This is a genomic window from Actinopolyspora mortivallis (assembly GCF_003001495.1).
Taxonomy (GTDB): domain Bacteria; phylum Actinomycetota; class Actinomycetes; order Mycobacteriales; family Pseudonocardiaceae; genus Actinopolyspora; species Actinopolyspora mortivallis_A.
Window position 1 is genome coordinate 1 of record NZ_PVSR01000031.1, and the last position, 26,970, is coordinate 26,970.

Genomic DNA, 26,970 nt, shown 5'->3' on the forward strand with positions numbered 1-26,970 from the left:
CGGGTGCCCGCCAGCCCCTGCGGGGGGCGGCTCCGGAGAGCTTCACCCCACCGGCCGTGCCCCCGCGACCGGAGCAGCCCGCGATCCCGCCGGCGACCGGTCCCGCCCCCGAACCGGCGGACGACGAGGCCACGATCCAGCACCCGCCGGTGCGGGATCCGCGGGAAACCGACTCCCGCCCGTCCGGCCCGCCCACGGAGGTGACCGGGACTCCGGTGTCCCCCTCGGGTCCGCCGCCCCCTCCTCCGACACCGAAGCGGGGCACCGAGGAGCCGGCCCAGCCGTGGAACCACCGACCGGCGGAGGGGCAGGCCCCCTCCGTGGAGGAGGCGCCCACCCGCCACGAGCCGCTTCCGGCCGTCCCCCGGCAGACGGACGAGCCCGAGCACGCGGTGTCCACCGAGGACGGAGGACCCGAGGCGGTCGAGGAGGAGTCCCCGCCGGAGGAGGACGCGGAGTCCGACGAGGACCGCGCGAACTCCATCGACTCCATCGACGCCACCCTGGCGCGTTTCTCGGCGGTGCACGACGAGCTGGCCGCTGAGGAGGCCAAGAAACGCAAACGCTTCGCGTGGTTATTCGGGGAGCGCAAGGAGCCCGAGCCCGGCCAGGACATGCCGTTCGACTTCACCTCGGACCGCGAGGGCAGTTCCTCCCGCGTGGAGTGGCGCAGGCACAAGCGCCGCAGGAGGCTGCGCAGGACGGTCAAGTCGCTCGCCACTCTCGCCGCGGTGCTCGTCTTCGTGGGCACCGGCATCGGCTGGGGAAGCATGACCTGGTGGGACTCCAGTTTCGTGCAGGTCCCCGCGTTGTTCCGCGACTCCGCCTCGATCCAGAACCCCGAGATGCAGGAGGGCGACCTGAACTTCCTGCTCATCGGCTCCGACACCCGGGAAGGCGCCGAGCGCGGCGACGACGTGGGCACCGCCGAGACGGTGGCCGGAGCGCGCTCGGACACCACCATGATCGCCCACATCCCGGCGGACCGGAGTCGGGTGGTGGTGGTGTCCATCCCCAGGGACCTCGAGATCGACATTCCCGCAGACACCTGTGCGGCCTGGGACGCCGCCACCGGGGAGTACACCGACAGCACGGTCCCGGCCCGGAACAACGTGAAGTTCAACGCCGTCTACGCCGAGGGCGGCCCGCAGTGCGTCACCAAGAAGGTGCAGCAGCTCTCCGGGCTGGAGATCACCAACTTCCTGGGTATCAACTTCCAGGGCTTCAAGAGCATGGTCGACGCCGTGGGCGGGGTGCGGATCTGCACCAACAAGCCGCTCATCGACCGCGAGCTCGGTCCGGTGCTGGAGACGGCCGGGTGGCACGAGCTGGGCGGCCAGCAGGCCCTGCAGTACGTGCGGGCGCGCAAGGTGGTCGGTGACGCCACGGCGGACTACGGACGGATGGAACGTCAGCAGATGTTCCTGTCCGCGCTGCTGCGCAAGATGACTTCGGCGGACGTGCTGCTCAGCCCCGGCAAGCTCAACGACCTGGCCAACGCGGTCATCTCCAACACCTTCGGGGAGAACGTCGACAGCGGCAAACTCATCGCCCTCGGCAACTCCCTGGAGGGGCTCGACCCGGAGAAGGTCACCTTCGTGACCGTGCCGACCACCGGTGAGAGCAACGCCCGGGGCAACGAGGTGCTGCGCGAGTCGGCGGCGCACTCCCTGTTCCGCGCGATCATCGAGGACAAGCCCATCGCTCCGTCCTCGGGGGAGAAGTCGAAGCAGGCCGGTTCCCCGGCGCAGACCTCCCCCATGGCCGACGCGCAGCACACCGCCCCGGCCCAGACCGAGCCGAGCCAGGCCACCTCGGGCCCCTCCCCCCAGGAGACGAACGTGCGGGTGCTCAACGCCACCGACCGCACCGGTCTGGCCGGGGAGGTCTCCGAGAAGCTGCGGGAGTTCGACTACTCCGTGCTCGGGACCGACACCCTGGACACCGCCGGCGAGCGGACCGTCGTCCGGTACTCGGAGGGCCACCGCCAGCAGGCCGAGCTGCTGGCCTCCTCGGTGCCGGCCGCGGAGCTGATGCAGGACGCCTCGGCCGGCGACGGTGTCCGTCTGGAGCTCGGCGCCGACTTCGACGGACGGGTCCTCCAGCCCGACACCGGCGACGTCGAGGTTCCGGACGGGCTGTGGACGGTCAACGCGGGCAAGGACGTCTGCGGTGGGGTGAACTGAGCTCAGGGGGCGGTCCGCTGTGCGGTCGGCGGGGCGTCCGCCCCTGTGTGAAGATTTTTCGCATAGCTGCTCAACCCCCGTTCACCCCCGGTTAACCGCCGGGAACCCTGCGCGACCCCCGTACGAAGTAGGCTGGAACCCATGCGTGAGGTCTACCAGGAACAGCTCGACAAACTGGCCGACGAGCTCGCCGCGATGTCGACGATGGTCGGCAACGCGATGGAGCAGGCAACCACCGCGCTGTTGGGAGCAGACCTGTCGTTGGCCGAGCAAGTCATCGACGATGACATGAAGGTGGACGAGGCGCGGGCTCGTTGCGAGGAGCACGCCTTCGGTCTGTTGGCGCTGCAGGCGCCGGTGGCCGGCGATCTACGCACCGTGATCTCCACCATCCACGCGGCCGAGAGCCTGGAGCGGATGGGGGACCTGGCGCTGCACGTGGCCAAGGCGGCACGCCGCAGGCATCCCCAGCCGGTGCTGCCGGAGGATGTCAAAACCTACTTCTCCCAGATGGGGCAGGTCGCGGTCACCCTCGCCAACCGGCTGAACCAGATCCTGCGCACCCAGGACGTGCAGCAGGCCCGCGACCTCGAGGTCGACGACGACGAGATGGACGACCTGCACCGGCACCTGTTCACCGTGGTCATGGGCTCGGAGTGGTCCCATGGGGTCTCGGCGGCGGTGGACATCACCCTGCTGGGCCGTTTCTACGAACGTTTCGCCGACCACGCCGTCTCGGTGGCCCGCAGGATCGTCTACGTGGTCACCGGTACCATGCCGAACAGCGACCGCCCGTGACGGCGGCGACGCTCCGCGACGGTGGAGGGTGCTCACCGGTCTTCCCGTCCTCGTTCTTCTGTCGCCCGACCGGGTGAGCAGTATTATTAGGCGGCGTTGACAGCCGGAGTTCCCCGTTCCGGTTGTGCGAGGCTTTCCGCCTGTGAACAGAAGTCCGACCGTCCATCGCAGGCGCCTCGGCACCGAGCTCCGCAGGATGCGGGAGGCGGCACAGCGGACGCACCGCGAGGTGGCCGCGTATCTGGACTGCTCCCAGGGCAAGATCAGCCAGATCGAACTCGGTCGGGTCCCGGTCCGCGCCGCGGACGTGCGCCTGATGTCCGAGTTCTACGGGGCCGCTGCCGAACAGCTCGCGGAGCTGCTGGAACTGGCGGAGGCCTCCCAGCAGCGGGGCTGGTGGCAGGAGTACCCCGGCGCGGCGCGGCGCAGCGGTTTCGACACCTACCTCGGGCTGGAGACGGCGGCCTCGGCGGTGAGCGTGTTCGGCGCCGACCCGCTGCCCGAGCTGTTGCAGACCGCCGAGTACCACACCGCGCTGCTGAACTCCTCCCGGAGCGGACTCTCCTCCTCCGAGATCTCCGACCGGCTCGCCGTGACCGCGATCCGCCAGCGACGGCTGCGCGGCCAGGGAGCCCTGGAGCTGTGGGCGGTGCTGGACGAGGCCGCGCTGCGCCGCCGGGTGGGTGGGCCCCGCCTCATGAGGAGACAGCTGGAGCACCTGGTGCTGATGAGCTACCGCCGCAACGTCACCCTGCGGGTGCTGCCCTTCGACGCGGGCCCCCACCCGCTCATGGGGGAACACGTCACGGTGTTCTCGTTCCGGGACGAGGCCGAGCAGCAGGTGGTGCACGTGGGGGACTCGACGAACTCCCGCTTCCTGGAGCGGGAGGGCGACACCGACCCCTACCTGGCCGCCTTCCGGCGGGTGTGCTCGCTGGCACTGGACCCCAAGCGCTCGACGATGCTGATCTCCAGCATCGCCGACGAACGGCCCTGGTACTCCTCGTGCAACCCGGCGCGGGGACGGGTGGTGACACGCACTCCCCGGTGAGCGCTCACCCGAAGCGGCCGGAGATGTAGTCCTCGGTGGCCTTCTGGCTGGGGTTGGAGAAGATCTTGCCGGTCTCGCCGATCTCGACCAGTTTGCCCGGCTGGCCCACTCCGGCGACGTTGAAGAACGCCGTCTGGTCGCTGACCCGCGCGGCCTGCTGCATGTTGTGGGTCACGATCACGATCGTGTAGTCCTTCTTCAGTTCCGCGATCAGGTCCTCGATCGCCAACGTGGAGATCGGGTCGAGGGCGGAGCAGGGCTCGTCCATGAGCAGGACGTCGGGCTGCACGGCGATGGCCCGGGCGATGCACAGTCGCTGCTGCTGGCCGCCGGAGAGTCCCCCTCCCGGTTTGTTGAGGCGGTCCTTGACCTCCTCCCACAGGTTGGCTCCCCGCAGCGAGCGCTCGGTGATCTCGTCCAGCTTCCTCTTGTTCTTCTCCCCGGCCAGCTTCAGCCCGGCGACCACGTTGTCCTTGATCGACATGGTCGGGAAGGGGTTGGCCTTCTGGAAGACCATCCCGATGGTGCGGCGCACCTGCACCGGGTCCACGCCGGGGGCGTAGATGTTCTCGCCGTCCAACAGCACCCGGCCTTCCACCCGGGAACCGGGCACCACCTCGTGCATCCGGTTCAGCGAGCGCAGCACCGTGGACTTGCCGCAGCCGGAGGGGCCGATGAAGGCCGTGACGCTGCGCGCGTGCACCTGCAGGCTGACGTCCTGGACCGCGTGGAACTTGTTGTAGTACAGGTTCAGGTTCTCGATGTCGAGCCGTTTCGCCATGGTCGGCTACCGCCCTACTTAGTCTTCACCGCGAAAAGCTTGGACAACAGCGTCGCGATCAGGTTGATGAGCATGATCAGCAGCACGAGGGTGAGCGCGGCTCCCCACATGCGGTACTCACCGGCTTCGGTGGAGGTCTTGCGGGCCGTGTAGACGGTCAGCGGCAGCGAGGCCATCGGCCCGTCGAAGAGGTTGAAGTTGATCGCCCGGGAGTAGCCGACCAGGATCAGCAGCGGCGCGGTCTCGCCCATGACCCGGGCCAGACCGAGGATGATCCCGGTCAGGATCCCCGACAGGGAGGTGGGCAGCACCACTTTCACGATCGTCTTCCACTTGGGAACGCCGAGCGCGTAGGAGGCCTCCCGCAGCTCGTCCGGGACGATCATCAGCATGGTCTCGGTGACCCGGACCACCACGGGCAGCATCAGCAGCACCAGCGACAGCGAGACCGCGAACCCGCTGCGATCGAAACCGAACGTGGTGATCCACAGCGCGTAGATGAACAGACCGGCCACGATCGAGGGAAGACCGCTGAGGATGTCCACCATGAAGGTGGTCGTTTTGGCCAGCCTGGAGTTGCGCCCGTACTCGATGAGGAAGATCCCCACGCTCACCCCGAGCGGAACCGCGATCAGCGCGCACACCAGCGTCTGCTCCAGGGTGCCGACGAGGGCGTGGTAGATGCCCCCTCCGAAGTCGTTCGGAAGCAGCCCGTAGAAGGAGTGCGTCCACCAGTCGGCGTTGAGCATGGGCACCAGTCCCCGCCGCACCAGGGTGACCAGCACCCACAACAGCGGGATCACGGCCACCACGAAGGCCAGGGCGAACAGCGTGGTCGCCGCGTGGTTCCTGACCTTGCGTCCCAGACTGAGCTGCTGGAACGCCGGGGTCCGCGCGGGCCGCTCGATGTCGGCGGTGTCCGTTCTCATTCCTTCCCCCTCCCGCTGCTGCTCTCGATCCAGCGGGCCAGCGCGTTGACGGCGAAGGTGCTGACGAACAGCACCAGACCGGCGGCGATGTAGGCGCCGACGGTCAGGTTGTTGTTGAACTCCGCCGATCCGAGGGCGATGCGCGAGGCGAAGGTCGCCCCGGCGTCGAAGATGCTGTAGTGCGGGCCCTCGTAGGTGTAGCTGAGGATGACCGTCAGGGCCACGGTCTCGCCCAGCGCCCGGCCGAGACCGAGCATCGACCCGCCGACGAACCCGCTGCGGCCGAAGGGCCACACCGTGGTGCGCACCACCTCCCACTTGGTGGCGCCGAGAGCCAGCGCGCCCTCGATCTGGGCGCTGGGGGTGCGGGCGAACACCTCACGGGCGACGCCGGTGATGATCGGCAGGATCATCACGGCCAGCACGATCCCGGCGGTGAACACGTTGGAGCCGCTGTCGGCGGGAACGTTGCCGTCCCCGAAGATCGGGATCCAGCCCAGGTGGGTGTTGAGCCAGACCGCGACGGGTTTGAGCACCGGGGCCAGCACCAGCGCCCCCCACAGCCCGTAGATCACCGAGGGGACCGCGGCCAGCAGGTCCACCACGTAGGCGAACGGTCGGGCCAGCACCCGGGGGGCGTACTGGGTCAGGAACAGTGCGATCCCCGCGGCCACCGGCATCGCCAGCACGAGCGCGAACACCGAGCTGGCCACGGTGATCCAGGCGAGGTCCACGATGCCGAAGGCCAGGTGCTCGGGATCGCCGGTCTCCCACCGGCCGGAGAGCAGGAAGTTGGCCTCGTTGGCGTGCAGCGCGGGGATGGCCCTGATGAGCAGGAAGAGCCCGATGGCCGCGATGAGCGCCACCACGAACGCGCCCGAGGCGGTGGCCATCGTCCGGAAGATCCGGTCCCCGACGCGGACGACCTTCTTCTCGTTGGGAGGGTTCGGCGGGGTCAGGGGGGCTTCCAGCACGGGGCCTTCCGGGGTGTTCACCGGAGCCGCGCCGTTCTCGCCGGGTGGGGCGGCCCCCCGCTGGGAGTTCGTCGACTCGGTCACTGCCGTTCGCAGCCTCTCCGTTGTTCGGCTCGCTGTCCGTGTTCGCCTCGTGGGTCCCACGAGCTGTCACACCGCCCAGCGGCCCGTCCGGGGGACACGGCCTGCTGGTTCACACACGCGTTCGGGCCGGGTGGGGTGCCCGGTCGGTGCCGGGAGGACCTCATTCCCGGATGGCCTCGACGGATTCGAGAACCTTCTTCCTGAACTCGGGGGGCAGCGGAACATGGCCGGCCTGTTCGAGGTTCTCCGCGCCCGCGTGGGCGGCGACCCGCAGGGCCGCCTTCACGGAGCGGGCGGTCGGCGCGTCGTAGCCGTCCGAGCACACGATCTCGTAGGTGGCCAGCACGATCGGGTACACCCCGGGAGCGTCGTTGCCGTAAAGGGAGTCGAGGTCCAGCCTGAGGTCGTGGCCCTGCCCGGAGACGCGGGCGGACTCGATGGCCCTGCCGGCGGACTCCCCCGTCAGTTCGACGGGACCACTGCCGCTGTCGATCGCGGCGATGTCCAGTCCCACGTTCTTGGGAAACGCCCAGGCGGCGTAGGTGATTCCGCCTTCGGTCTGTTCCACCGAGGAGGTCACACCGTCGGTGCCGGAACGGCCCTGGCCGACGCCGCGCCCGGGTCGGAAGGTCTTGCCCTCCCCTTCCCACAGTCCGTCGGTGGCCACGGAGAGGTACTTCTGGAAGTTGGCCGAGGTGCCCGACTCGTCGGAGCGGTAGAAGGGGACGATGTCGAGCGCGGGCAGCGAGCTCTCCGGGTTGAGCCGCTCGATGGCCGGGTCGTTCCACCGGGTGATCCTGCCCTGGTAGATCTCGGCGATGACCTCGGGAGTGAGGGTGAGGTCCCGGACGCCGGGAACGTTGTAGGTCACCGCCAGCGGGCCGAAGACCATGGGGATGTTCCAGGCGGGGTTGCCTTCGCAGCGCTGCCGGGCCGCCTCGACCTCGTCGCCGGTGAGCGGCTCGTCGGAACCGGCGAAGTCGACCTGTCCGGCGGTGAAGGCGGCCACGCCCTTGCCCGAGCCGGACGAGGTGTAGTTGAGGTGGCTTCCGGGGCACTTGACCCCGAAGTCCCGGGCGAAGACGTCCATGGCGTTCTTCTGCGCCGAGGACCCCTCGGCGACCACGGAGGTGGTTCCGCAGTCGACCTCCAGTTCACGCAGCTCCGGGTTGAGGTCGGCGTTGGTCACGTTCCGGTCCGTTCCGCACGCGGAAAGTGCCAGCACGCCCACAGCGAGAGCCCCGAGTACGGCCCTGTGCCGCCCGATGTGCACGTCGTTCCTCCAAGAGCGGGAGCCAACGGCGTGTGCCGTTCACCCCCGGGACGGTACGACCATTCGGTAGCCGCCAGCCACCATTCAGGTGAACAAAAAGTGAACACAGCACGCTACGTAAGCAATCCCACAGCTGTGTGGGCGAGCGAACGGCGCGTCCACTCACCCACACAGCAGAGTCGAACACGGTGTGTCCGCAACGGGGTCACAGGCCGAACTGGGCGTCGACGTCCCAGCGTTCGAAACCGAGCCGGCGGTAAACCGCCACGGCGGGACCGTTGTCCGCCTCCACGTACAACATCACCCGTGGGCACCCCACGTCCCTGAGGTACCGCAGCCCGGCGAGAGTCAACGCCCGCCCGAGCCCGCTACCCTGTGTGTCCGGATCCACGCCGACCACGTAGACCTCACCGGTGCCGTCGGGATGAACCTTGGTCCAGTGGAAACCGAGCACCGTGCCCGACCCGTCCACCGCCAGCAGGAACCCGGCGGGGTCGAACCAGTCCAGCTGCTCCTTCTCCCGCAGGTCCTCCTCGGTCATACCGCCCTGCTCGGGGTGCCACCGGAAGGCGCGGTGGTTGACCCGGACGAGCTCCGGCTCGTCCCGGCCAACCCGGAAGGAGCGGATGCTCACCCCCTCGGGCAACCTCGGCTCGTCGAGCTCGGCCCCGGCCAGCTCACGTCCCATCCGCCACAGCTCGCGGACCCGCACGGCCCCGAACCGCTCGGCCAGCCCCACCGCGTCGGGCAGCAACCCGTGCGACCACAGGCGCAACCCCCCGGTGTCCCCCGCCAGGGCCTCGGCCGTGAGCGGAACCTCCGCCCGTTGGGCCAGTGCCCGGACCAGCTCGGTGCCCACCCCTCGCCGGCGGGAACCGGGGCGCACCGCCAGCTCGGCCACCAACGGCTGCCCCGCGGACTCCCCGGAGGTGTCCAGGTGGGCGTAGCCCGCCAACTCGCCGTCGAGCCGGGCCACGAAGTGCTCCGAGCCCGGCACGTCCGCCCGGACCGGCTCGACCTGTTCGGCGACTCCCCGGTGGGAACGCAGTCGCAGGAACACCTGCTCGCCCACGGGGGCCACCCCGTCCGTTTCCTCCGCCTCCGCCAGCAGGTTCTCGACCTCGGCGGTCTCGGCGTCATCCAGTCCGTTTCGCCACGTCAGCTGCACCACACCGGCCGAGATTACCCACACTCGCCCGTTCGGGCCGCCCGTCCACGGTCACGTGGGGACGTCTCGCCGTGTGAGGACTCCCACCGCTCCCGAGGCAGCCGCACGAACGGGCCTCGTGGCCTCACTCGCCGGCTCGGGCCGACAGCTCCTCACCGGCCCGGACGACGTCCCGCTCGGAGGGGTCGTCCTCCTCGCCGCGTTCCTCGCCGGACAGCGCGGCCCGTTCCGCCTCGTGGGCCGCCGAGTCGGCCCGTCGGGAACCGCCACCCTCCCTGCCGGAACGGGCGGGGCGGACGAACTTGTAGCCCACGCTGCGCACGGTCCCGATCATCGCCTCGTGCTCGGGGCCGAGCTTGGCCCGCAGCCGCCGGATGTGGACGTCGACGGTGCGCGTCCCACCGAAGAAGTCGTAACCCCAGACCTCCTGCAACAGCTGCACCCGGGTGAACACCCGGCCCGCGTGGGTGGCCAGGTGTTTGAGCAGCTCGAACTCCTTGTAGGTGAGTTCGAGGGCACGACCCCTCAACCGGGCCGTGTAGGTCTCCTCCTCGATGACCAGGTCCCCCACCGTGATCGGTCCGCCCGCGCTGACGGCGTTGCCGTGCTGGGTGCGCAGCCGGATCCGCGCGTCCACCTCGGCCGGTCCCGCCGTGGGCAGCAGCACGTCGTCGACCCCCCACTCGGAGTTGATCACGACCAGTCCACCCTCGTTCACCACCGCGAGCACGGGCACTCCCGTGGCACCGGAGGACAGCATCCGACAGAGGTCGCGCGCCCGGGCCAGATCGCCGCGCGCGTCCACGAGCGCGAGTTCGTGACCGACCGCCGTGGCCATCGCCGAGGAGTCCGGAGGCACCACCCGCACCCGGTGGGGAAGCAGCGCGAGGGAGGGCAGCACGGACTCGCAGTCGGACTCGCCGGACACCAACAACAGTTCGGAGCTCATCTCAGGCCTCCGTAAACCGGTTTCCACCGGTGTGGGCAACACGGACGGCGAGGCTCCGTTGCCTCCGATGAACGGCAGAATACCCGTCACGTCGCCGACAGGCACGGGTAACACCGCGCACATCACACGATACCGCCGGCAGCGGCGTCGGATCTTTCGGTGAACCGCGTGTGAACGCAATTCTTCCGGCACCGTGAAGGCCCGACCAGTGGTTTTCCGCACGGATCAGCCGGAGCTCCCCGGCTTCCCGCCCAGGGTGTGCGATCCTCGGAAGCGGTGCTCTCGCGGATTCCTCCGTGGACACGCGGAGGAACCCCACCCCGACCCCCGGACGGAAGGGAACCGGCGTGCAACGTGCCTTCCCGAAGAAGCGTGCCTTCCCGAAGAAGCTGGTCATCACGCTGTTGGTGGTGCTCGGTCTGCTGGTGGCCGCCGACTTCGGCGCCGCCGCGGTCGCCGAGAACCGGGTGGCCACGAAGCTGGGGGACAGTCTCGAACTCGGCCGGGACCCCGAGGTGCGGATCAACGGGTTCCCGTTCCTGACCCAGGCCGCGCGCGGGGACTTCCGGGACGTGTGGCTGGACGCGCCGGGTGTGGACGCGGGTCCGTTGCCGGACGTGGACGTGCAGGCCGATCTGCACCACGCCCGGGTGAACACCTTCGCGATGATCAGCGGCGGTTCGAGCAGGATCGACATCGCGGAGGTGGTCGGACGCGCCCGGATCGACGAGTCCACGCTCCAGGAGGTGCTTCCGGTCCGGAAACTGCGCATCTCCCCGACGGAGACCGCCGCGGACGGCGGCGAGGACTCCGTGGCGGGAGTGCGGTTGGAGGGAGTCGTGGGCATCGCGGGGGTCACCAACCAGGTGACCGTCACCGGACGGCTCGTGGTGGCCGACGGCGGGATCAGGATCGAGCCGCGTCGGCTGGACCTGAACAACGACGAGGTCGGTTCCGTGGAACTGGCGGGCCGTTTCGAGCGGGCGATCCTGGGCCGGTTCACCACCACCCTCGAACCGGGGATGCTGCCCTTCGACGTGCGGCCGACCGAGATCCACGTCGAGCGGGGAGCCCTGGTGGTGGAGGGAACGGCCCACGACGTGACCGTCAACGGGTCCGGAACGGGAAACTGATGTCGCCGGGCTGGTGGACCCTGGCCGGTGTGCTGCTCGCGGTGCTGACGCTCGGCGCGCTGCTCCGAGTGCGGACGGGCAGGATCACCACCCCGGGGACCTTCCGCGGCGAGGAGAGGGGACGACGACCGGTGTTCGAGCAGCTTTCCCCCGAGATGGCCGAGGCGCTGCGCGGTGCCGTGCGCCCGCACGGGACGGAGTCCGGGGCGGCGGTGACGCTGGTACAGCTGTCCACGGCGTTCTGCGCGCCGTGCCGGCACACCCGCGTGCTGCTGTCCGCCCTGGCCGAGCGGGAGCGGGGAGTGCGGCACGTGGAGTTCGACCTCAGCCGCCACCCCGAGTGGTCCACGCCGCTGGGGGTGCACACCACCCCCACCACCATCGCCCTCGACCCGAACGGCCACGAGCTGTTCCGGATCCGGGGGGTGCCGCGCCGGGAGGGACTCACCGAGGCACTCAGGTCCTATGTGGACTGACGGGTGCCCGCCGCCCGGGCCGGTCACCGCCCGTGTCGGACCACGGAGGACGGGCCGTCCCAACAGGTGAACAATCTTTCCGATCGCCGGTCGTGACCGGTAGTCTGCGTGACGTGCACGTACTGCTGACCTCCAGACGCGTGGTGGATCTGTGCCGCGTCGGAAGCAGCCTGTGTCGTAGGAGATGACGGGCGGCGGGAGGCGACCGCCGGAGAAGCGCTCACGACCGAGGTGGCGCGTGCGACGCCCGACGGACTCGACGATCCAGCCCACCGGCCAGGAGAGCCCATGTCGACAGATCACCGTGTAGATCCACGTGGTGTCCGCTTCACGGCCTGGATCACCAGCGGTGTTCTCTCCGTGGGACTGGTGACGGGAAGCTGGCGCGTCCTGGCGGCGCAGACCGCACTGTTCGCGCTCTGCGCCTTCGTCGGGCTGCGGATGAACCCCTGGGGCCAGCTGTACCGGAAGACCCTGCGGTCCCGCCTGCGCGAGCTCCCCGAGGAGCAGGGGGAGGACCCGGGGCCGGTCCGCTTCGCCCAGGGGGTCGGCTTCGCCTTCACCCTGCTGGCCACCGCGGGCTACGCGACGGGCTGGACCACCTTCGGCGTGGTGACCAACGCGCTGGCGCTGGCGGCCGCCCTGCTCAACGCCGCCTTCGGCTACTGCCTCGGTTGCCGGCTGTACCTGCTGGTCCGCAGGGTGGCACCCGCCGGATCCCCCACCGAGAGCCACTGAGATTCCACTTCGCCGATACGAACGAAGGAGCCCATCCATGAGTCGTGAACAGGTCCTGGTGAGTACCGACTGGGCCGAGCAGAACCTGGACACCGAGGGGGTCGTGTTCGCCGAGGTCGACGAGGACACCACGGCCTACGACAACGGACACATCCCGGGGGCCGTCAAACTCGACTGGCGCAACGAACTGCAGGACCACGTGCGACGCGACTTCGTCGGCCGCGAGGAGTTCGGCAAGCTGCTCTCCTCCAAGGGCATCTCGAACGACGACACGGTGATCCTCTACGGCGGCAACAACAACTGGTTCGCCGCCTACGCCTACTGGTACTTCAAGCTGTACGGACACCGCGACGTGCGCCTGCTCGACGGCGGGCGCAAGAAGTGGGAGCTGGACGGTCGCGAGCTGACCAAGGACGTTCCCCAGCGTCCGAGCACCAACTACGTCGCCGCCGAGCCGGACACCTCCATCCGCGCCTTCCGCGACGAGGTCGTGGACGCCATCGGGAAGCGCAACCTCGTCGACGTCCGCTCGCCCGACGAGTTCTCCGGCAAGCTGCTCGCACCCGCCCACCTTCCGCAGGAGTCCGCCCAGCGCGGCGGGCACATCCCCTCCGCCATCAACGTCCCGTGGAGCCGGGCGGCCAACGAGGACGGCACCTTCAAGTCGGACGAGGAACTGCGCAAGGTGTACAACGAGGCCGGGCTGGACGAGTCCCGGGACACCATCGCCTACTGCCGGATCGGGGAGCGTTCCTCGCACACCTGGTTCGTGCTGCACGAACTGCTCGGCCACCAGAACGTGAAGAACTACGACGGCTCCTGGACGGAGTACGGCTCGCTGGTGGGCGTGCCGATCGAGAACCCGAGTGAGCAGGAGGCATGACCATGAGCAGCGGATGCGGAGCACCCGACCAGACCGGGGCCGTCGGCACCGACACCGGGGACCAGACCGTCCTGGCGGGCAAGGTCCGCTCGGGCGGCCAACCGGTCGGCGGGGCCTTCGTGCGGTTGCTGGACTCCTCCGGGGAGTTCACCGCCGAGGTCGTCTCCTCCGACGAGGGCGACTTCCGTTTCTACGCCGCCCAGGGCTCCTGGACCGTACGCGCGCTGCACCGCGACGGCAGCGGCGAGGCCGAGGTCTCGGCCCAGGGGCCGGGACTGCACCAGGTGGACATCTCCGTGGCCTGAAGCCCGGTTTCCGACACCGGACGGCCTCCCGACGGCCCGGTTCCGCCGTCGGGAGGCCGCCGTGTCCTCCGGGGAGGGTCCGTCGTCCCGACGGAGACCCGCTCACCGGCCCCGTTTCGACCGCAGCAGCGCGAACGCCCGCTCGTCCCGGTCCTGGGCGGCGGGATCCGAGTCGGTGCGGCAACCGACGGTGGTGAACTCCACCACCTCCCAGCCGGTGCGGTCGAAAAGCCGACGCAGCCCCGTCTCGGAGAAGATCCAGTAGTTCGTGGGGTCGTTGTTGGCCTCGGTGGGATGCAGCAGGTAGGCCACGGGCTGCTCGGCCAGCCGGGTGCCGTGGTCCGGGCTCAGCTGGGCTATCCGGGTGGACAGAAAGCACAGTTCGGCGCGCTCGGCCAGGGTCTCCAGCACGTAGAACGGGTTCTTCAGGTGGTACAGCAGGCCGAGGAACAGCACCGCCCCGTAGTGCTCGGCCGGAAGCCGGAACTGGCTGTCCAGGTCCACGTCGTGGATCTCGGCGGAGGAACCCAGCCGCTCCGCCAGCAGCCTCGCCCCGCGCAGTCCGTTGTAGTTGGGGGCCGCCGTGTCCACCAGGTCGACCCGGCAGCCCAGCTCGTCCTCCAGGAAGAACCCCAGATCACCGTCGGCCGCGCCGATGTCGGCGATCCGCTGCCCGGCCAGCCCGCCGAAGACCTCCCGGTTCTGTCCGGTGAGCAGCCCGTCCAGGTGCAGCACGTTGGCCAGCGTGTCGAAGGGGTACCAGTCGAACTCGGGGTCGATCTCCTTCTTGCGCCGCAGCAGTTCCTCGCGGTAGGCGAGGGCCCTGTCGCGCAGCGTGTCGAAGTCCATGTGATTCCCGTCTCCTCCGCGTGGGCTCCGGTGCCGCTGAGCACCGAAACACGGTCGTGGGCGTGGTCGCTCCGGCAGATCATGCCTCAGGCCACATCCCGTCGGAGGCGGGTGGTGGTTATACTCTCGGGCGTGACACTCATCGACTTCCTGCACTACGGCCTGGTCAGTCTGGTGGGGATCGCCGCCGTCGCCACCCTCTGGTTCGCCTGCTACGTGGTGTACCGCCTGCACAGCGACTGATCGTGGGAGCACAACGGGGGGTCCAGGCGCGGCCCCCCGCAGGAGGGCGCGGTAGTCTCGGCACCGATGTCTGCCAACCAGCCCTCCGAACAGTCCGAGTCCGCCCACGGTGAGCCGCAGCCCGGCAGCGGGGACGCGGCGGTGCGCGCCCAGGCGCAGCGCGCCGAGAAGACCCGGGGGCGCAACATCCCGCAGTTCGACGACCTGCCCGGGGTGGGCGACACCGCGAACCTGCGCATGGGCCCCGACCTGGATCCGGCCTGTCTCGGTCTGCTGCCGCTGGTCGGTGTCTGGCGCGGTGAGGGCGAGGCGAACCATCCCTCCCTGGACGAGAAGTACCGTTTCCTGCAGCAGGTCACCTTCGCCCACGACGGCAGGCCGTTCCTCTACTACGAGAGCCGCGCCTGGAAACTGGACGGCGAGGGCGGCGACATCGTGGAACCGGCCTTCCGGGAGCTCGGCTGGTGGCGGCCCCAGCAGGACGACAGCATCGAGGTGTTGCTCGTGCACGCCTCCGGTGTGGCGGAGATGTTCTTCGGCAAGCCCCGCAACCAGGCGAGCTGGGAGTTCTCCACCGACGCGGTGCTGCGCACCCCCACCGCCGACGACGTGACCGCGGCCACCCGCCTCTACGGGGTCGTCGAGGGATCGCTGGCCTACGTCGAGGAGCGCGCCACCTCCGAGCACGAGCTGCAACCCCGGCTGTCGGCGAAACTCGAACGCGTGGTGGGCTGAGCCCGCCGCGACGCCGTGGCAGACGGAGCGGTCCTGGTTCAGTACTGGGCCTCGTAGATCCCCCGCACCCTGCGGTGCAGCTCCGGATCGACGGTGACGCGCTCGCCGTCCAGGGTGTGCACCTGGGTGATCAGGCGGATGCTGGAGGCCAGCCACAGCCCGTCCGCGGTGCGGAGACGCTCCACCGACACCGGTTCCACGCTGGTGTTCCAGCCCGCCGTGGAGGCGGCGCGGAACAGGGCCCCCTGGGTGGTCCCCCGGAGGATGCCCGCGCTGGGCGGCGGGGTGACCAGGGTGTTCCCCTCGGCCAGCACCACGGTGGAGGTCGGTCCTTCCAGCACCGAACCGTCGGTGGCGGTGAACACGACCTCCTCGGCACCGCGCCGCTCGGCCTCCCGCAGGGCGGCCATGTTCACCGCGTACGAGAGGGTCTTCGCCGACAGCAGCAGCCACGGGGCGCGTTCCGTCAGGTCCGGGTCGATCCCGCGTTCCAGGGTGACCGCCGAAACGCCCTCGTCACGCTTGCGCAGCAGTTCCGCCGACAGCGACTGCCCCGTCGCGAAGGCCGTGGGGGTGCCGTCCCCGCCGTCGACCCCGCGGGTGCAGACCAGCTTCACCGCGAGTTCGGGCTCGGACTCCCAGGGCCACTGCTCCAGCACGGCCCCCACGGCACGGTGCCAGTCGGCGTCCTCCGGCGGTCTCAGGTCCATCAGCCGCGCGGAACGTCGCAGCCGGTCCAGGTGGGGTTGCAGTTCCCTGGGTTTGCCGTCGACGGCCAGGATGGTCTCGAAGACCCCGTCACCGCGTTGCACACCGAGGTCGTCGGCACGCAGCAGCGGGCTTTCCGGATCGACGTGGGTGCCGTCGAGCAGAGCCAGAACGCGCATGCTCGCAGCCTAGTAGGGATGGCCGCCTCGACCTTGTGAGGTGCCCCCGACGGGCCCTCCCCCTTGTCGTGGAGGCCCGCGCGGGCCGCGTCCGGCGAGACGGACGTACGATCGTGGGGCAACCACCAGGGAGACGACGACCACGGGAGTATGCCGTGACCGACCGGGTAACCAGCACGGCTCGGCACGACGAGCGGGACGGCGAGGACGCCGTCGCCGGCGGCGACGACACCGGCGAGGACGAAAGCAGCACCGCCCTGCGCAGCACACTGCACCGCCGTGGGATGCGCATGACCCCGCAGCGGCAGTTGGTGCTCGACTCCGTCCGCGAGCTGTCCCACGCCACGCCCGAACAGGTGTGCCGACACATCCAGCGGACCGCCCCCACGGTCAACATCACCACCGTCTACCGCGCGCTCGACCTGCTGGAGGAGCTGGGCCTCGTCCGGCACACCCACCTCGGGCACGGGGCCCCCACCTACTCGGTCGAGGGGCACGAGCACGTGCACCTGGTGTGCCACCGGTGCGAGGCCGTGGACGAGGTGCCGTGCGAGATGCTCGACGACCTGGCCGAGCTGCTCGATCGCACGCGCGGCTTCGCACTGGACGCCACCCACCTCGCGCTGTCCGGGACCTGCCGTCGGTGTCGTGCCGCCGAGGAGGCCGGGGAATCCGCACCGGCGTCCGTCCCCGACGGTTCGGTGGAACCCTCGTAACTCGCCGAGGAGCGAAATTGGACTCACCCTTGCTCGAACTTCCGGGTGCGATACCCGCGCCGGACGACTCCCCGGACGTCGGGGTCCCGTGGCACTTCGGCGACCCGTTCGGGGAGCAGCGCGCGGCCGTGCGCAGCGCCGTCGTGGTGGACCGCTCACACCGCCAGGTGGTGGCGGTGCCCGGACAGGAGCGGCTGAGCTGGCTGCACCTGGTGCTGTCCCAGCACCTCACGGAACTGGGGGAGAACCAGGGCACCGAGGCGCTGGTGCTGGACAGCCAGGGCCGGGTGGACTGCCACATGCTGGTGGCCCACCACGAGGAGGTCGTCTACCTGGACTACGAGGCCGGGGCCACGGCCACCAGTGCCCTGCCCAGCATGGGCACCGACGGCACCCAGCCGCTGGCGGAGTACCTGGAGGCCATGCGGTTCTGGTCGGCGGTCGAACCGCGCGAGGCCACCGGGGAGTTCGCCGTGTTCACGGTGCTCGGTCCCCAGGGGGCCGAGGTGCTGGAGCGGGCCGGGATCACCGAACCACCCACAGCCCCCTACGGAGTGGTGGCACTCCCCGGTGGCGGGCTGGCCCGGCAGGTGCCGTTCCGGCAGGTGTACGCGGTGGACCTGCTGGTTCCGCGCGCCTCGATGGTCGACTGGTGGACGCTGCTGACCGACAGCGGCGCACGCCGGGCCGGAACCATGGCCTACGAGGCGCTGCGGGTCGAGGCGCTGCGCCCCCGGGCCGGGCTGGACACCGACGAGCGGGCCATCCCCCACGAACTGGGCTGGATCCACACCGCCGCCCACGTGGCCAAGGGCTGCTACCGGGGCCAGGAGACCGTGGCGAAGGTGCACAACGTCGGCAAGCCCCCCAGGCGGATGGTGCTGCTGCACCTGGACGGCTCGGTGGAGATCCAGCCCGAGACCGGTGATCCGGTCCGACACGGGCAGCGTTCCGTGGGGCGCGTGGGCAGTGTGGTGATGCACCACGAGCTGGGGCCGGTGGCCCTGGCGCTGCTGAAACGCTCCGCCCCGGTGGACGCGGAGCTCACGGCCGGGGACCCGGAGCAGGAACGTGCCGTGGCCGCCTCGGTGGATCCCGACTCCGTGCCCCCGGACACGGGTGAGCCGCCGGGCCGTGTCGCCGTGCAGGGGTTGAAGGGGCAGTGACGCGCCCGGCGTCGTGATCGGCCCCGCGACGGGGGTCACCGCGTGGCCGCGCTGTGCCAAGATCGGAGTATGCCAGCGTCGCCAGCCGAGTCAACCGCCCACACGGTCCCGTCGGGAACGGTGCTCACCGTGGCCCCGACGGGATCGCACGCCAAGGCCGACGTTCCCGCTCTGCCGGTGGGCAGTGAGGAGGTCGCCGCCGCCGTCGCGGCCTGCGGCCGGGTGGGGGCCTCGGTCGTCGACCTGGAACCCCGGCACGACACCTCCGTGCCGGACGTGGTCGGCGCCGTCCGCGACCGGACCGATCTCGTGGTGCGCGTGGCCGCCTACGCGCGGTCGGAAACCCTGCGCACGCTGCTGGACTCGGGAGCGCAGGTGCTCACCTGCCCCGTGAACGCTCCCCCGGAGTTCGTCTCCGACCTGCGGGAGGGTGCCCGGCAGCGGGGGATCGCGGTGCACTACGAGGTGCGGGACCCGGCCGAGTTACCACGTCTGCGGGAGCTGTGCGAGCAGGACGGCTTCCCGCCGCACGTGGTCCTGATGTGCGGAGCCGGTCTGCCGGCCACGCTCGGAGCGCTGGCGGAGGCCGTGGCGGGGTTGCCCCCGCGGGCCGGTTTCACCGTCGCGGGCGCGGACGGCTCGGCCGTGCCCGCCCTGCTCGGTTCGTTGGCCGCCGGGGGCCACGTCCGGGTCGGCATGGCCGACACGCTGGAGTACGCCTCCGGAGTCCCGGTGCGGGACAACGCGCAGCTGGTCGCCCGCGCGGCGGGAGTGGCCAAGATCGCCCAGCGGCCCCCGCTGCCGCCGGACCACGTCCGGGGGGTTTTCGGACTGTCCGGGTGAATCCGGGCGACCACGCGCTCTCGGCCTCCCACGGGCGCTTTCGCCTGCCCTAGGATGGGAGCACAGCGCCGAAGGCCGGCTCCGGCGAGCCCAGCGCCAGATGCAGAGGATACAGCCGTGATCGAAGTGCGCCCGGGAGGGCGTCGACGCATCGACCGGGTCCTGGCCCCGGACTACGTCGACGACCTCGAACAACGCGGTCTGAACGAGGTACGCGAGCTGCGCGACGAGGCAGCCCAGGAGGAGACCGACCTGTCCTATCTGCGCAGGATGCTGCACGCGCGGATCGACATCCTCCGCGCCGAGCGGCGACGACGGGCCGAGAACGGCTCGGCCAGCGTGGTCGAGGAGCTGGTCGGGATCCTCTCGGACAACGTCGTGGGCCCGGCCTCCGGGTCCGGCAGGTACCAGACGCGGGAGCCCTCCCGGGTCCAGGCCCACCGCAGACACGTGGAGGCCCTGGTCTCCGACGTGGACCTTTCCGACGTGATGTCGCTGTCGGCTGAGAAACTGGAGGCGGCCCTGCGCGTCTTCGAGAGCGAGGAGGAGTCGGTCTCCACCCGGCGCAAGCAGGTTCAGACGGTCGTCGACCGTCTCAACGAGGAGATCGCGCGCCGCTATCGCGAGGGGGTCGCCTCGGTGGACGAGTTACTGGCTGCGGAAAGGGACGGGCAGTGAGCGAGTACGGCGCTCCGGTACCGCTGGTCGAACTGGTACGCGGGGAACTGCGGGAGGGAACCCACCACGGCTCGGTGGTGGTGCTGGACCCGGACGGAAACGTGCGACACGCGCTGGGGGACGTGTCCGGGCCGATGTATCCCCGTTCGGCGAACAAGCCGGCCCAGGCGGTGGGCATGGTGCGCGCGGGCCTGGAACTGGCGGAGGAGGCCGACCTGGCCATGGCGGCGGCCTCGCACAACGGCGAGACCGAGCACGTGCTGCGGGTGCGGGAGATGCTGCACCGCCACGACCTGACCGAGGACGCGTTGCAGTGCCCCACGGACTGGCCGCTGCTGGACGGCGAACGGGACCGGCGCGCCGCCGAGGGGTTCGGCAGGCAGCGCATCACGATGAACTGTTCGGGCAAGCACGCGGCCATGCTCGCGACCTGCGTGCAACGCGGCTGGGCGTTGGAGGACTACCTCGATCCCAAGCATCCCCTTCAGCTGGAGCTGCACGACACCGTGGCCGAGCTGGCCGGGGAGCCGGTGGCCACCTTCTCGGTGGACGGGTGTGGCGCGCCGCTGTTCGCGGTGTCCCTGACGGGGCTGGCCCGCACCTTCCACACGATGGTCACCGCCGCGCCGGGCACGCCGCAGCGCCGAGTGGCCGAGGCCATGCGCTCCCACCCCTGGTTCGTGGCGGGAACCGAGCGGGAGGACACGCTGCTCATGCGCGCCGTTCCCGGGCTGCTCAGCAAGTCCGGGGTCGAGGGGGTGCTGGCGTTGGCGCTGCCGGACGGTCACGCGGTCGCGGTGAAGATCGCCGACGGTTCGGCCCGGGCCCGGCTGCCGGTGGCGGTGGCCGCGCTGCGCTCGCTCGGGGTGGACGGCGAGGGGCTCGCCGAACTGGCCGAGAGCCCGCTGCTCGGAGGGGGACGTCCCACGGGGGCCGTGCGGGCGCTGGAGGGTCTGTTCGACTGAGCGAGCCTTTCGGTACCGGCTCGCTTCGGCCCGTCCCCGGTTGGCGGGAGCTGCTTCAGTTGTAGCGTTCGTGGGCGGCCATCTCGGCCCAGAAGTCGCGCAGCGCCTCGTAGCGCTCCCCCACCTCCGTGGTGTGGCCCAGTTCCATGGCGTCCACGATCGAGTGCACGTCGGCCGCCGAGCTGTCGGCGAGCAGGTCCTCGTCGGACATCATCCGCACCAGACCGCCGTAGTCGAGTTCGACGGCCGAGTGGGGGTGGAACCGTTCCAGCCAGCGCCCGGTCTCCCGCAGGATCTTCGGAGGCCCCTCCTCGCCGAGGGTGTTCCTGGTGACGGTGTGGGCCCGGGAGACCCGCCGGCGGGCCTCGGACATGGGGGTGCGCCAGTAGACCCGTTCGACGTTTCCCCGCTCGTCGTGGGTGACGACACGCTGTTCCGGGTCGACCACGGCGAACCACGGCAACGGGACGGTCCAGGTGGAGGAGATCACGTGCACCGCACTGGAGGAGAGCTCGTTGACCACGGCCGAGGCCTTGGACTTGGCGGTCTCGGCGGGCATCGGCAGCGCGGCGGCACGCAGGGGCGGGTCAGCGGCGCCGAGGAAGCCCACCAGTGCCGCGGCGGCGCGCCCGCGGAGGTCCAGCGGGCACACCAGCGGGCCGGGGCCGACGGGCTCCTCGGCCTCGGCGGGAACGTCCTCGGGGTGCAGCACGAGCACTTCTTCCCGCTCCCGCGCCGTTCCGTCCACTCCTTCACCGGGAAGCAGACGCGGTCGGACGGACAGTTGGCTACGCAGCCACCTGTGTTGCTCCCGAGCCCCCACTCCGACCGGATCCACCGCACCCTGATCCAGTGCTTCGGAGAGTTGTTCGTATCGGGGTGACTCGAACGACGACAGGGGCTCGTACACCCTCATGTAGGCGACGAACGGCTCCGGCACAGCGTGTATGTTGCCATGCCGACGTGCCGTTGCCGGCGGTGCCCACCCCGCCGCCGGGGAGCGGGCCGGCTCGCCCGCGGCCGGTGCGGTTCACATCACCGTCCCACGGTCCGGTGGGTGGGCACACCACGTCGCGAAGAACCGCATCGGCACGGTACGGTAGTTACAGGAAAAGGTTGTCGAGATTCATGCGGGGCCGCCGTTCCCCTGGCCGCCCCGCAAACCCTGCGCGAGGGGGTCGAGCCATGGGGCGCGGCCGTGCCAAGGCCAAGCAGACGAAAGTGGCCCGCGAGTTGAAGTACAACTCCCCCAGTGTTGACCTCAAGGCGTTGGAGCGTGAGCTCTCCTCCGACTACACCCCCAAGTGGTACGAAGAGGACGAGTACTACTACGACAGGGAAGACGACTACCGCAGGTGAACACTCACTCCGCACGGGCGACCCGGTCACTCGTGCGTGGTGGTCGTGCTGTCGAGGTCGAGTCAGCGGGTGGGTTGACGGCCAACAGCTGCCCGGCCGCTCGCCGGTCCGGGTGTGAGTGTGAGTGAGTACGCGGAGACCGCCACGGGCGGGGTGTCGCCTCGAACCGGACATCCCCGCCCGTCGGTTTTCGTGGCCGACCCCTCTCCCACCGGCCCGGCACGGTGGGCGTTCCCGCGTGGGGTTCCGACGAGGTGTTGGGAAGCGGGCTCGGTGCGCCGAGGACCGCCCCGCACACCACACCGTCACACGTCCCCGGCGTGCTCAGCCGGCCACCCGTGGGGCGGCCGGACAACCCCGGGTGGGCGGGTGCCGCACCGGAGGGGACACCCGCCGGATCTCCCTCAGAACCTCGGGTGGTTGCCGCGCAGCACGACGCGCTGGTTCTCGTCCGCCTCGGCGACGGCCGACTCGCGGGAGACCTCACCGAGCACCCAGGCGGGGGAGTGCCGGGCGGTGAGCACCGCCAGCGCCCGGTCCACGTCCTCGGCCGCCACCACCGCGACCATACCCACCCCCATGTTGAAGGTGCGCTCCATCTCGGCGTTCTCGATCCGGCCCCGCTGGGCGATCAGCCCGAACACGGGGTCGGGAGTCCAGGTTCCCCGGTCGATCACCGCGCTGAGCCCCTGCGGCAGCACCCGCTCCAGGTTGGCCGCGATCCCACCGCCGGTGACGTGGGCGAAGGCCCGCACCTCCGCCTCGGCGGCCAGCGCGAGGCACTCCTTGGCGTAGATGCGGGTGGGTTCGAGCAGCTCCTCGCCGAGGGTTCTGCCGAACTCCTCCACGTGCCCGGACAACGGCATCCGGGCCTGCTCCAGCAGCACGTGCCGCGCCAGGGAGTAGCCGTTCGAGTGCAGCCCCGAGGAGCCCATGGCGATCAGCACGTCCCCCGGCCGCACCCGGTCCGGGCCGAGCATGTCGTCGGCCTCGACCACCCCCACGCCGGTGGCCGAGATGTCGTACTCGCCCTGTCCCATCATGCCGGGGTGCTCGGCCGTCTCCCCTCCGAGGAGCGCGCACCCCGCCTGCACGCACCCTTCGGAGACGCCCTTGACCAGGCTGCCGATCCGGTCGGGGTCCACCGACCCCGTGGCGATGTAGTCCTGCAGGAACATCGGCTCCGCCCCGCAGACCACCAGGTCGTCGACCACCATCGCGACCAGGTCGATCCCGACGGTGTCGTGGATGTCCAGCGCCTGCGCCACGGCCAGCTTCGTACCGACCCCGTCGGTGGAGGAGGCCAGCACCGGTTCGTTCCACTTGTCCAGCCGGAGCTGGAACAGCCCCGCGAATCCACCGAGCGAGCCCAGCACCTCAGGACGTGTGGCCCGTTCCGCCCAGGGGCGCATTCGGTCCACGGCTTGCTCACCGGCTTCGATGCTGACTCCGGCGTCGGCGTAGGTGGACGCGGGCCCATCCGGGTCGGCGGCGCCGGAGTTCGACCCCGTCAGCAGGTCTTCGGACACGTCTTGCTCCAGATCTGGTGCGAGATTTGATGGTCGACACACGCGTGTGCGTGCGGCACGCTCCACGCTACGTACGGACACGGACGAACCGAGCAACGAGCGCGGGAGAGCGTGGTTGCGCGACGTTCCGCGAGCACCGGCCCGCCGCGAACGGTCCGGCAACCGGGCCGGGGCTCCGCCCGCACCGGCGCGAGGACTCCGGCACCGCGAGGCCCCGACGCCCCGGGCGAGGAGGGAGCCCGTGAAGCGGCGTCCCACCCGGGCCCGGCCGGGACGTGTGCCCGCGCCGTTCGGGAGGGGAGCCGCTCGTCGCACCGCGACAACACCTCTCCGAGGATACGGTCTAGGGACGGCCGACGGCCTCCTCCGCTCCGTACCCACCGGCCAACACGGTGTCCTCGGTTGCGGAGGCCTCGGTCTCGGCCACCCCACCGGGGTCCTCCAGCAGGTACTTGCCGATCCGGTCCTCCTCCGGCAGCGGGATCGGGTAGTTCCCGTCGAAACAGGCGGTGCACAGTCGGTTGCGCGGTTGTTCGGAGGCGGCCACCAGCCCGTCCAGCGACACGTAGCCCAGCGAGTCCGCACCGATGGAACGCCGCACCCCGTCGAGGTCGAGACCGTTGGCCACGAGTTCGGCGCGGGAGGCGAAGTCGATGCCGTAGAAGCAGGGCCAGCGCACCGGGGGCGAGGCGATCCGCACGTGCACCTCCAGGGCTCCGGCCTCCCGCAGCATCCGCACCAGGGCGCGCTGCGTGTTGCCCCGGACGATGGAGTCGTCGACCACCACCAGCCTTCTGCCGCGGATCACCTCGCGCAGCGGGTTGAGCTTGAGCCGGATGCCGAGCTGGCGGATGGTCTGCGAGGGCTCGATGAAGGTACGGCCGACGTAGGCGTTCTTGACCAGCCCGTTGCCGTAGGGGATGCCGGACTCCTCGGCGTACCCGATGGCCGCGGGGGTTCCCGACTCGGGGACCGGCATCACGAGATCGGCCTCCACGGGGTTCTCCCGCGCCAGGGTCCGCCCGATCTCCACCCGCGTGCTGTGCACCGAACGACCGGCGATGGTCGTGTCGGGGCGGGCGAGGTAGACGTACTCGAACACGCACCCCTTGGGTTCCGGAACCGCGAAACGCTGGGAACGCAGCCCGGCCGAGTCGATCGCCAGCAGCTCCCCGGGCTCGACCTCCCGCACGAAGGAGGCACCGACGATGTCCAGCGCGGCGGTTTCGCTGGCCACCACCCAGCCCCGTTCGAGACGGCCGAGCACCAGGGGGCGCACCCCGTGCCCGTCCCTGGCGGCGTAGAGCGTCGACTCGTCGGAGAAGACCATGCTGAACGCCCCGCGCACGGCGGGCAGCAGCTCCATCGCGGCCTGCTCGATGCCCTTGTCCGCCGCCCGCGCCGCCAGCAGCCCGCACACCAGGTCGGAGTCGGTGGTGGCCCGCTGGCAGGCGGAGGCGGAGGTGCTGTTGGGCGTGATCGTGTCGGCTCCCTCGGCCACGGCCCGCTCGAACAGCTCCGAGGTGTTCACGAGATTGCCGTTGTGGCCCAGGGCGAGCCCGCTGCCCGTGGCCGTGGTGCGGAAACTCGGCTGTGCGTTCTCCCAGGTTCCGCCGCCCGTGGTGGAGTAGCGGGCGTGACCGACGGCGACGTGCCCGCTCAGGGAGGCCAGCACCTGCTCGTCGAAGACCTGGCTGACCAGGCCGAGATCCTTGTACACCAGCATCTGGGAACCGTCGCCGACGGAGATCCCCGCCGCTTCCTGACCGCGGTGTTGGAGGGCGAACAGCCCGTAGAAGGCGAGCTTGGAAACTTCCTCGCCGGGTGCCCACACACCGAAGACACCGCATTCCTCACGCGGAACGTCCTCGGCCGTCTCGGCTGTTCCCGGGTATGGCAGGTCGGTGACCACCGAAAACTCCCTGTTCAACGGAGCCGGAGTTGCACCTCAGTATAAACTCCCCCCACGCCCGGGATGTCCACCTCCCGAGTGGCCCCGGTCACTGTTCGGCCTGCTCCTCCGGTGTGTTCCCGAAACGCAGCAGCGGCAGCCAGTACGCCAGGTCCGCCCGGCTTCCCGAGGCGGAGACCTCCCCCCGCTCCACCGCCGTGGACCAGTCCAGCTCCCCCGTCACCAGCAGCAGCCAGGTGCGGGGGTCGGTCTCGACGACGTTCGGCGGCGTCCCCCGGGTGTGTCGGGGCCCCTGTACGCACTGCACGGCACCGAACGGGGGAACACGCACTTCGACGGTGTTTCCCGGGGCCTGGCGCTCCAGCGTGCGCAGGCTCAGGCGGACCGCTTCGGCCAGTTCCCGCCGCGCGGGTCGCTCCGCCCCGCCCCGCAGCCAGGCGAGCGTGACGGACACCGCCGCGCGGAGTTCGGCGGGATCGACTCGTCGGGCCGGCATGGTCCGTAGCCTACGGGGTCCCGGGAACGGGGCGGGAACCCGCCGCACGGCTCGTCCGGTCCCCTCGGCAGCGGGCGGCGGTCACAGCCAGCCGAGCTTCACGGCCCGCACCCCCGCCTGGAAACGGGTCTGCACTCCCAGCCGCCAGATCAGCTCGCGGACCCGCCGGTGCGCGGTGCGGGAACTGAACCCCATGTGCCGCCCGATGGCCTCGTCGGTGGCTCCCGAGGCCAGCAACGAGAGGATCCAGCGCTCCTCCTCGGAGGGCTCCCCCTCGGGTTCCCGCTCCCCGTGCTCGGCGCTCTCGCAGCCCAGCGGGGCGGACAGCCGCCACAGTTCCTCGAACATCCCGACCATCGAGGTGAGCAGGGTGGAGCCACGCAGCAACACCGCGCTCTCCAGGGTGTCGCCGGAGGAGGTCAACGGCAGCAGGCCGATCTCCTCGTCCGCCAGCAGCAGCTTCATCGGGGCGAGGTGCACCACACGTGCCTGACCGCCCGGTTCGGGCGGGGTCACGGGGCCGTCCTGCCGCTGTCGTCGGCACAGCGCGGACCGCTCGTAGACCACGCGGTACTCCACACCCTCGGAGAGGCCGGGGCGCTCCGGGGTGTCGGGGGCCTCGGTGGCCGCGTAGGGCGGTTTGACCACCTCGCTGACGGTGCGGGTCGCGTTGCGTCGCAGTCTGTGGGCGATGCTGCCGACGCGTTCGGCCCCGTGCACGACGCGGAGTACGCCGTCCGCGGTGCGCTGTGTCGTCCTGACCACGGACTCGGTCGCGCGCCGTGTCCTGGTGTGCGGTTCGCGCTCGTCCCGGGGCTGTCCGGCGGGTCGCAGCATGTCGGCTTGAGTGCTCGGCACGGTGGC

Annotated in this window: 28 protein-coding genes; 15 read left to right on the plus strand and 13 right to left on the minus strand. The window is 70.5% G+C overall.

Going from position 1 to position 26,970, the window contains the following annotated elements:
• From CEP50_RS15080 to CEP50_RS15090, 3 genes are all read left to right on the plus strand, one after another.
• The coding region (locus CEP50_RS15080) for an LCP family protein (RefSeq protein WP_106114593.1) at positions 1–2,186 on the plus strand (2,186 nt) is incomplete at its 5' end.
• 141 nt (positions 2,187–2,327) lie between these two features.
• Positions 2,328–2,984 carry a phosphate signaling complex protein PhoU gene (gene phoU, locus CEP50_RS15085; protein ID WP_106114594.1) on the plus strand — a complete coding sequence of 219 codons (657 nt, stop codon included), beginning with the start codon at positions 2,328–2,330 and terminating at the stop codon, positions 2,982–2,984.
• 142 nt (positions 2,985–3,126) lie between these two features.
• A complete protein-coding gene (locus tag CEP50_RS15090; RefSeq protein WP_106114595.1) occupies positions 3,127–4,035 on the plus strand; it encodes a helix-turn-helix domain-containing protein in 909 nt (302 codons plus the stop codon).
• Positions 4,036–4,039: 4 nt separating this feature from the next.
• On the opposite strand, the gene pstB is transcribed toward CEP50_RS15090, so the two are convergent.
• The 6 genes from pstB to CEP50_RS15120 all read right to left on the minus strand — a co-directional run bounded on the left by pstB (position 4,040) and on the right by CEP50_RS15120 (position 10,193).
• Entirely contained in the window at positions 4,040–4,816 is a 777-nt protein-coding gene (pstB, locus tag CEP50_RS15095) for a phosphate ABC transporter ATP-binding protein PstB (protein ID WP_106114596.1), read from the minus strand.
• A gap of 14 nt (positions 4,817–4,830) precedes the next feature.
• The gene (gene pstA / locus CEP50_RS15100; RefSeq protein WP_106114597.1) at positions 4,831–5,745 is read right to left on the minus strand and encodes a phosphate ABC transporter permease PstA; all 915 of its coding nucleotides are present in this window, start codon (positions 5,743–5,745) and stop codon (positions 4,831–4,833) included.
• The gene (gene pstC / locus CEP50_RS15105) at positions 5,742–6,803 is read right to left on the minus strand and encodes a phosphate ABC transporter permease subunit PstC (protein ID WP_106114598.1); all 1,062 of its coding nucleotides are present in this window, start codon (positions 6,801–6,803) and stop codon (positions 5,742–5,744) included. The genes pstA and pstC overlap by 4 nt, the downstream gene beginning before the upstream one ends.
• Before the next feature lie 160 nt (positions 6,804–6,963).
• On the minus strand, positions 6,964–8,076 hold the full coding sequence (gene pstS / locus CEP50_RS15110) for a phosphate ABC transporter substrate-binding protein PstS (RefSeq protein ID WP_106114599.1): 1,113 nt from the start codon (positions 8,074–8,076) through the stop codon (positions 6,964–6,966).
• Between the two features lie 205 nt (positions 8,077–8,281).
• Positions 8,282–9,247, minus strand: a complete 966-nt coding sequence (mshD, locus tag CEP50_RS15115; RefSeq protein WP_106114600.1) for a mycothiol synthase — start codon at positions 9,245–9,247, stop codon at positions 8,282–8,284.
• A 121-nt stretch (positions 9,248–9,368) separates the two neighbouring features.
• Positions 9,369–10,193: a response regulator transcription factor gene (locus CEP50_RS15120; protein WP_106114601.1), complete on the minus strand. Its 825-nt coding sequence runs from the start codon at positions 10,191–10,193 to the stop codon at positions 9,369–9,371.
• Positions 10,194–10,540: 347 nt separating this feature from the next.
• Between CEP50_RS15120 and CEP50_RS15125 the strand changes: the two genes are divergently transcribed.
• The 5 genes from CEP50_RS15125 (at position 10,541) to CEP50_RS15145 (ending at position 13,728) form a co-directional block, all read left to right on the plus strand.
• Positions 10,541–11,326, plus strand: coding sequence for an LmeA family phospholipid-binding protein (locus tag CEP50_RS15125; RefSeq protein ID WP_106114638.1), 786 nt, complete (start codon positions 10,541–10,543; stop codon positions 11,324–11,326).
• Positions 11,326–11,802 (plus strand): TlpA family protein disulfide reductase, encoded by a 477-nt coding sequence (locus CEP50_RS15130; RefSeq protein WP_106114602.1) that lies wholly within the window; start codon positions 11,326–11,328, stop codon positions 11,800–11,802. The genes CEP50_RS15125 and CEP50_RS15130 overlap by 1 nt, the downstream gene beginning before the upstream one ends.
• A gap of 288 nt (positions 11,803–12,090) precedes the next feature.
• Entirely contained in the window at positions 12,091–12,540 is a 450-nt protein-coding gene (locus CEP50_RS15135; RefSeq protein WP_106114603.1) for a DUF4395 domain-containing protein, read from the plus strand.
• 37 nt (positions 12,541–12,577) lie between these two features.
• On the plus strand, positions 12,578–13,423 hold the full coding sequence (locus CEP50_RS15140; RefSeq protein ID WP_106114604.1) for a sulfurtransferase: 846 nt from the start codon (positions 12,578–12,580) through the stop codon (positions 13,421–13,423).
• Complete coding sequence (locus tag CEP50_RS15145) at positions 13,420–13,728, plus strand: DUF1416 domain-containing protein (RefSeq protein ID WP_106114605.1); 309 nt, start codon at positions 13,420–13,422, stop codon at positions 13,726–13,728. The genes CEP50_RS15140 and CEP50_RS15145 overlap by 4 nt, the downstream gene beginning before the upstream one ends.
• A 102-nt stretch (positions 13,729–13,830) precedes the next feature.
• On the opposite strand, the gene CEP50_RS15150 is transcribed toward CEP50_RS15145, so the two are convergent.
• Positions 13,831–14,577, minus strand: coding sequence for a methyltransferase domain-containing protein (locus CEP50_RS15150; protein ID WP_106114606.1), 747 nt, complete (start codon positions 14,575–14,577; stop codon positions 13,831–13,833).
• Positions 14,578–14,886: 309 nt separating this feature from the next.
• Here CEP50_RS15150 and CEP50_RS15160 point away from each other — a divergent pair, with 309 nt between their 5' ends.
• Entirely contained in the window at positions 14,887–15,555 is a 669-nt protein-coding gene (locus tag CEP50_RS15160; RefSeq protein ID WP_106114608.1) for an FABP family protein, read from the plus strand.
• A gap of 38 nt (positions 15,556–15,593) precedes the next feature.
• Here the strand turns inward: CEP50_RS15160 and CEP50_RS15165 are convergent, their stop codons facing one another.
• Entirely contained in the window at positions 15,594–16,442 is an 849-nt protein-coding gene (locus CEP50_RS15165) for an aminodeoxychorismate lyase (protein WP_106114609.1), read from the minus strand.
• Between the two features lie 155 nt (positions 16,443–16,597).
• On the opposite strand from CEP50_RS15165, the gene CEP50_RS15170 reads away from it, so the two are divergent.
• The 5 genes from CEP50_RS15170 to CEP50_RS15190 all read left to right on the plus strand — a co-directional run bounded on the left by CEP50_RS15170 (position 16,598) and on the right by CEP50_RS15190 (position 20,810).
• Complete coding sequence (locus CEP50_RS15170; RefSeq protein ID WP_106114610.1) at positions 16,598–17,158, plus strand: Fur family transcriptional regulator; 561 nt, start codon at positions 16,598–16,600, stop codon at positions 17,156–17,158.
• Positions 17,159–17,175: 17 nt separating this feature from the next.
• Positions 17,176–18,324: a CAF17-like 4Fe-4S cluster assembly/insertion protein YgfZ gene (ygfZ, locus tag CEP50_RS15175; protein WP_219905499.1), complete on the plus strand. Its 1,149-nt coding sequence runs from the start codon at positions 17,176–17,178 to the stop codon at positions 18,322–18,324.
• 69 nt (positions 18,325–18,393) lie between these two features.
• A complete protein-coding gene (locus CEP50_RS15180; protein WP_106114612.1) occupies positions 18,394–19,167 on the plus strand; it encodes a 3-keto-5-aminohexanoate cleavage protein in 774 nt (257 codons plus the stop codon).
• 117 nt (positions 19,168–19,284) lie between these two features.
• Positions 19,285–19,845 carry an RsiG family protein gene (locus tag CEP50_RS15185; RefSeq protein WP_106114613.1) on the plus strand — a complete coding sequence of 187 codons (561 nt, stop codon included), beginning with the start codon at positions 19,285–19,287 and terminating at the stop codon, positions 19,843–19,845.
• A complete protein-coding gene (locus CEP50_RS15190) occupies positions 19,842–20,810 on the plus strand; it encodes an asparaginase (RefSeq protein WP_106114614.1) in 969 nt (322 codons plus the stop codon). Before CEP50_RS15185 ends, CEP50_RS15190 begins: the two co-directional genes overlap by 4 nt.
• Before the next feature lie 55 nt (positions 20,811–20,865).
• Here the strand turns inward: CEP50_RS15190 and CEP50_RS15195 are convergent, their stop codons facing one another.
• Positions 20,866–21,750 carry a hypothetical protein gene (locus CEP50_RS15195; RefSeq protein ID WP_106114615.1) on the minus strand — a complete coding sequence of 295 codons (885 nt, stop codon included), beginning with the start codon at positions 21,748–21,750 and terminating at the stop codon, positions 20,866–20,868.
• 245 nt (positions 21,751–21,995) lie between these two features.
• Here CEP50_RS15195 and CEP50_RS15200 point away from each other — a divergent pair, with 245 nt between their 5' ends.
• On the plus strand, positions 21,996–22,169 hold the full coding sequence (locus CEP50_RS15200) for a DUF3073 domain-containing protein (protein ID WP_019856394.1): 174 nt from the start codon (positions 21,996–21,998) through the stop codon (positions 22,167–22,169).
• 404 nt (positions 22,170–22,573) lie between these two features.
• On the opposite strand, the gene purM is transcribed toward CEP50_RS15200, so the two are convergent.
• The 4 genes from purM to CEP50_RS15220 form a co-directional block, all read right to left on the minus strand.
• Positions 22,574–23,698, minus strand: coding sequence for a phosphoribosylformylglycinamidine cyclo-ligase (gene purM, locus CEP50_RS15205; RefSeq protein WP_106114616.1), 1,125 nt, complete (start codon positions 23,696–23,698; stop codon positions 22,574–22,576).
• Positions 23,699–24,041: 343 nt separating this feature from the next.
• Positions 24,042–25,610 (minus strand): amidophosphoribosyltransferase, encoded by a 1,569-nt coding sequence (gene purF, locus CEP50_RS15210; protein WP_106114617.1) that lies wholly within the window; start codon positions 25,608–25,610, stop codon positions 24,042–24,044.
• Between the two features lie 88 nt (positions 25,611–25,698).
• The gene (locus CEP50_RS15215) at positions 25,699–26,106 is read right to left on the minus strand and encodes a sterol carrier family protein (protein WP_106114618.1); all 408 of its coding nucleotides are present in this window, start codon (positions 26,104–26,106) and stop codon (positions 25,699–25,701) included.
• A gap of 81 nt (positions 26,107–26,187) precedes the next feature.
• A complete protein-coding gene (locus tag CEP50_RS15220; protein ID WP_258175285.1) occupies positions 26,188–26,964 on the minus strand; it encodes a DNA-binding response regulator in 777 nt (258 codons plus the stop codon).
• Positions 26,965–26,970 lie beyond the last annotated feature (6 nt).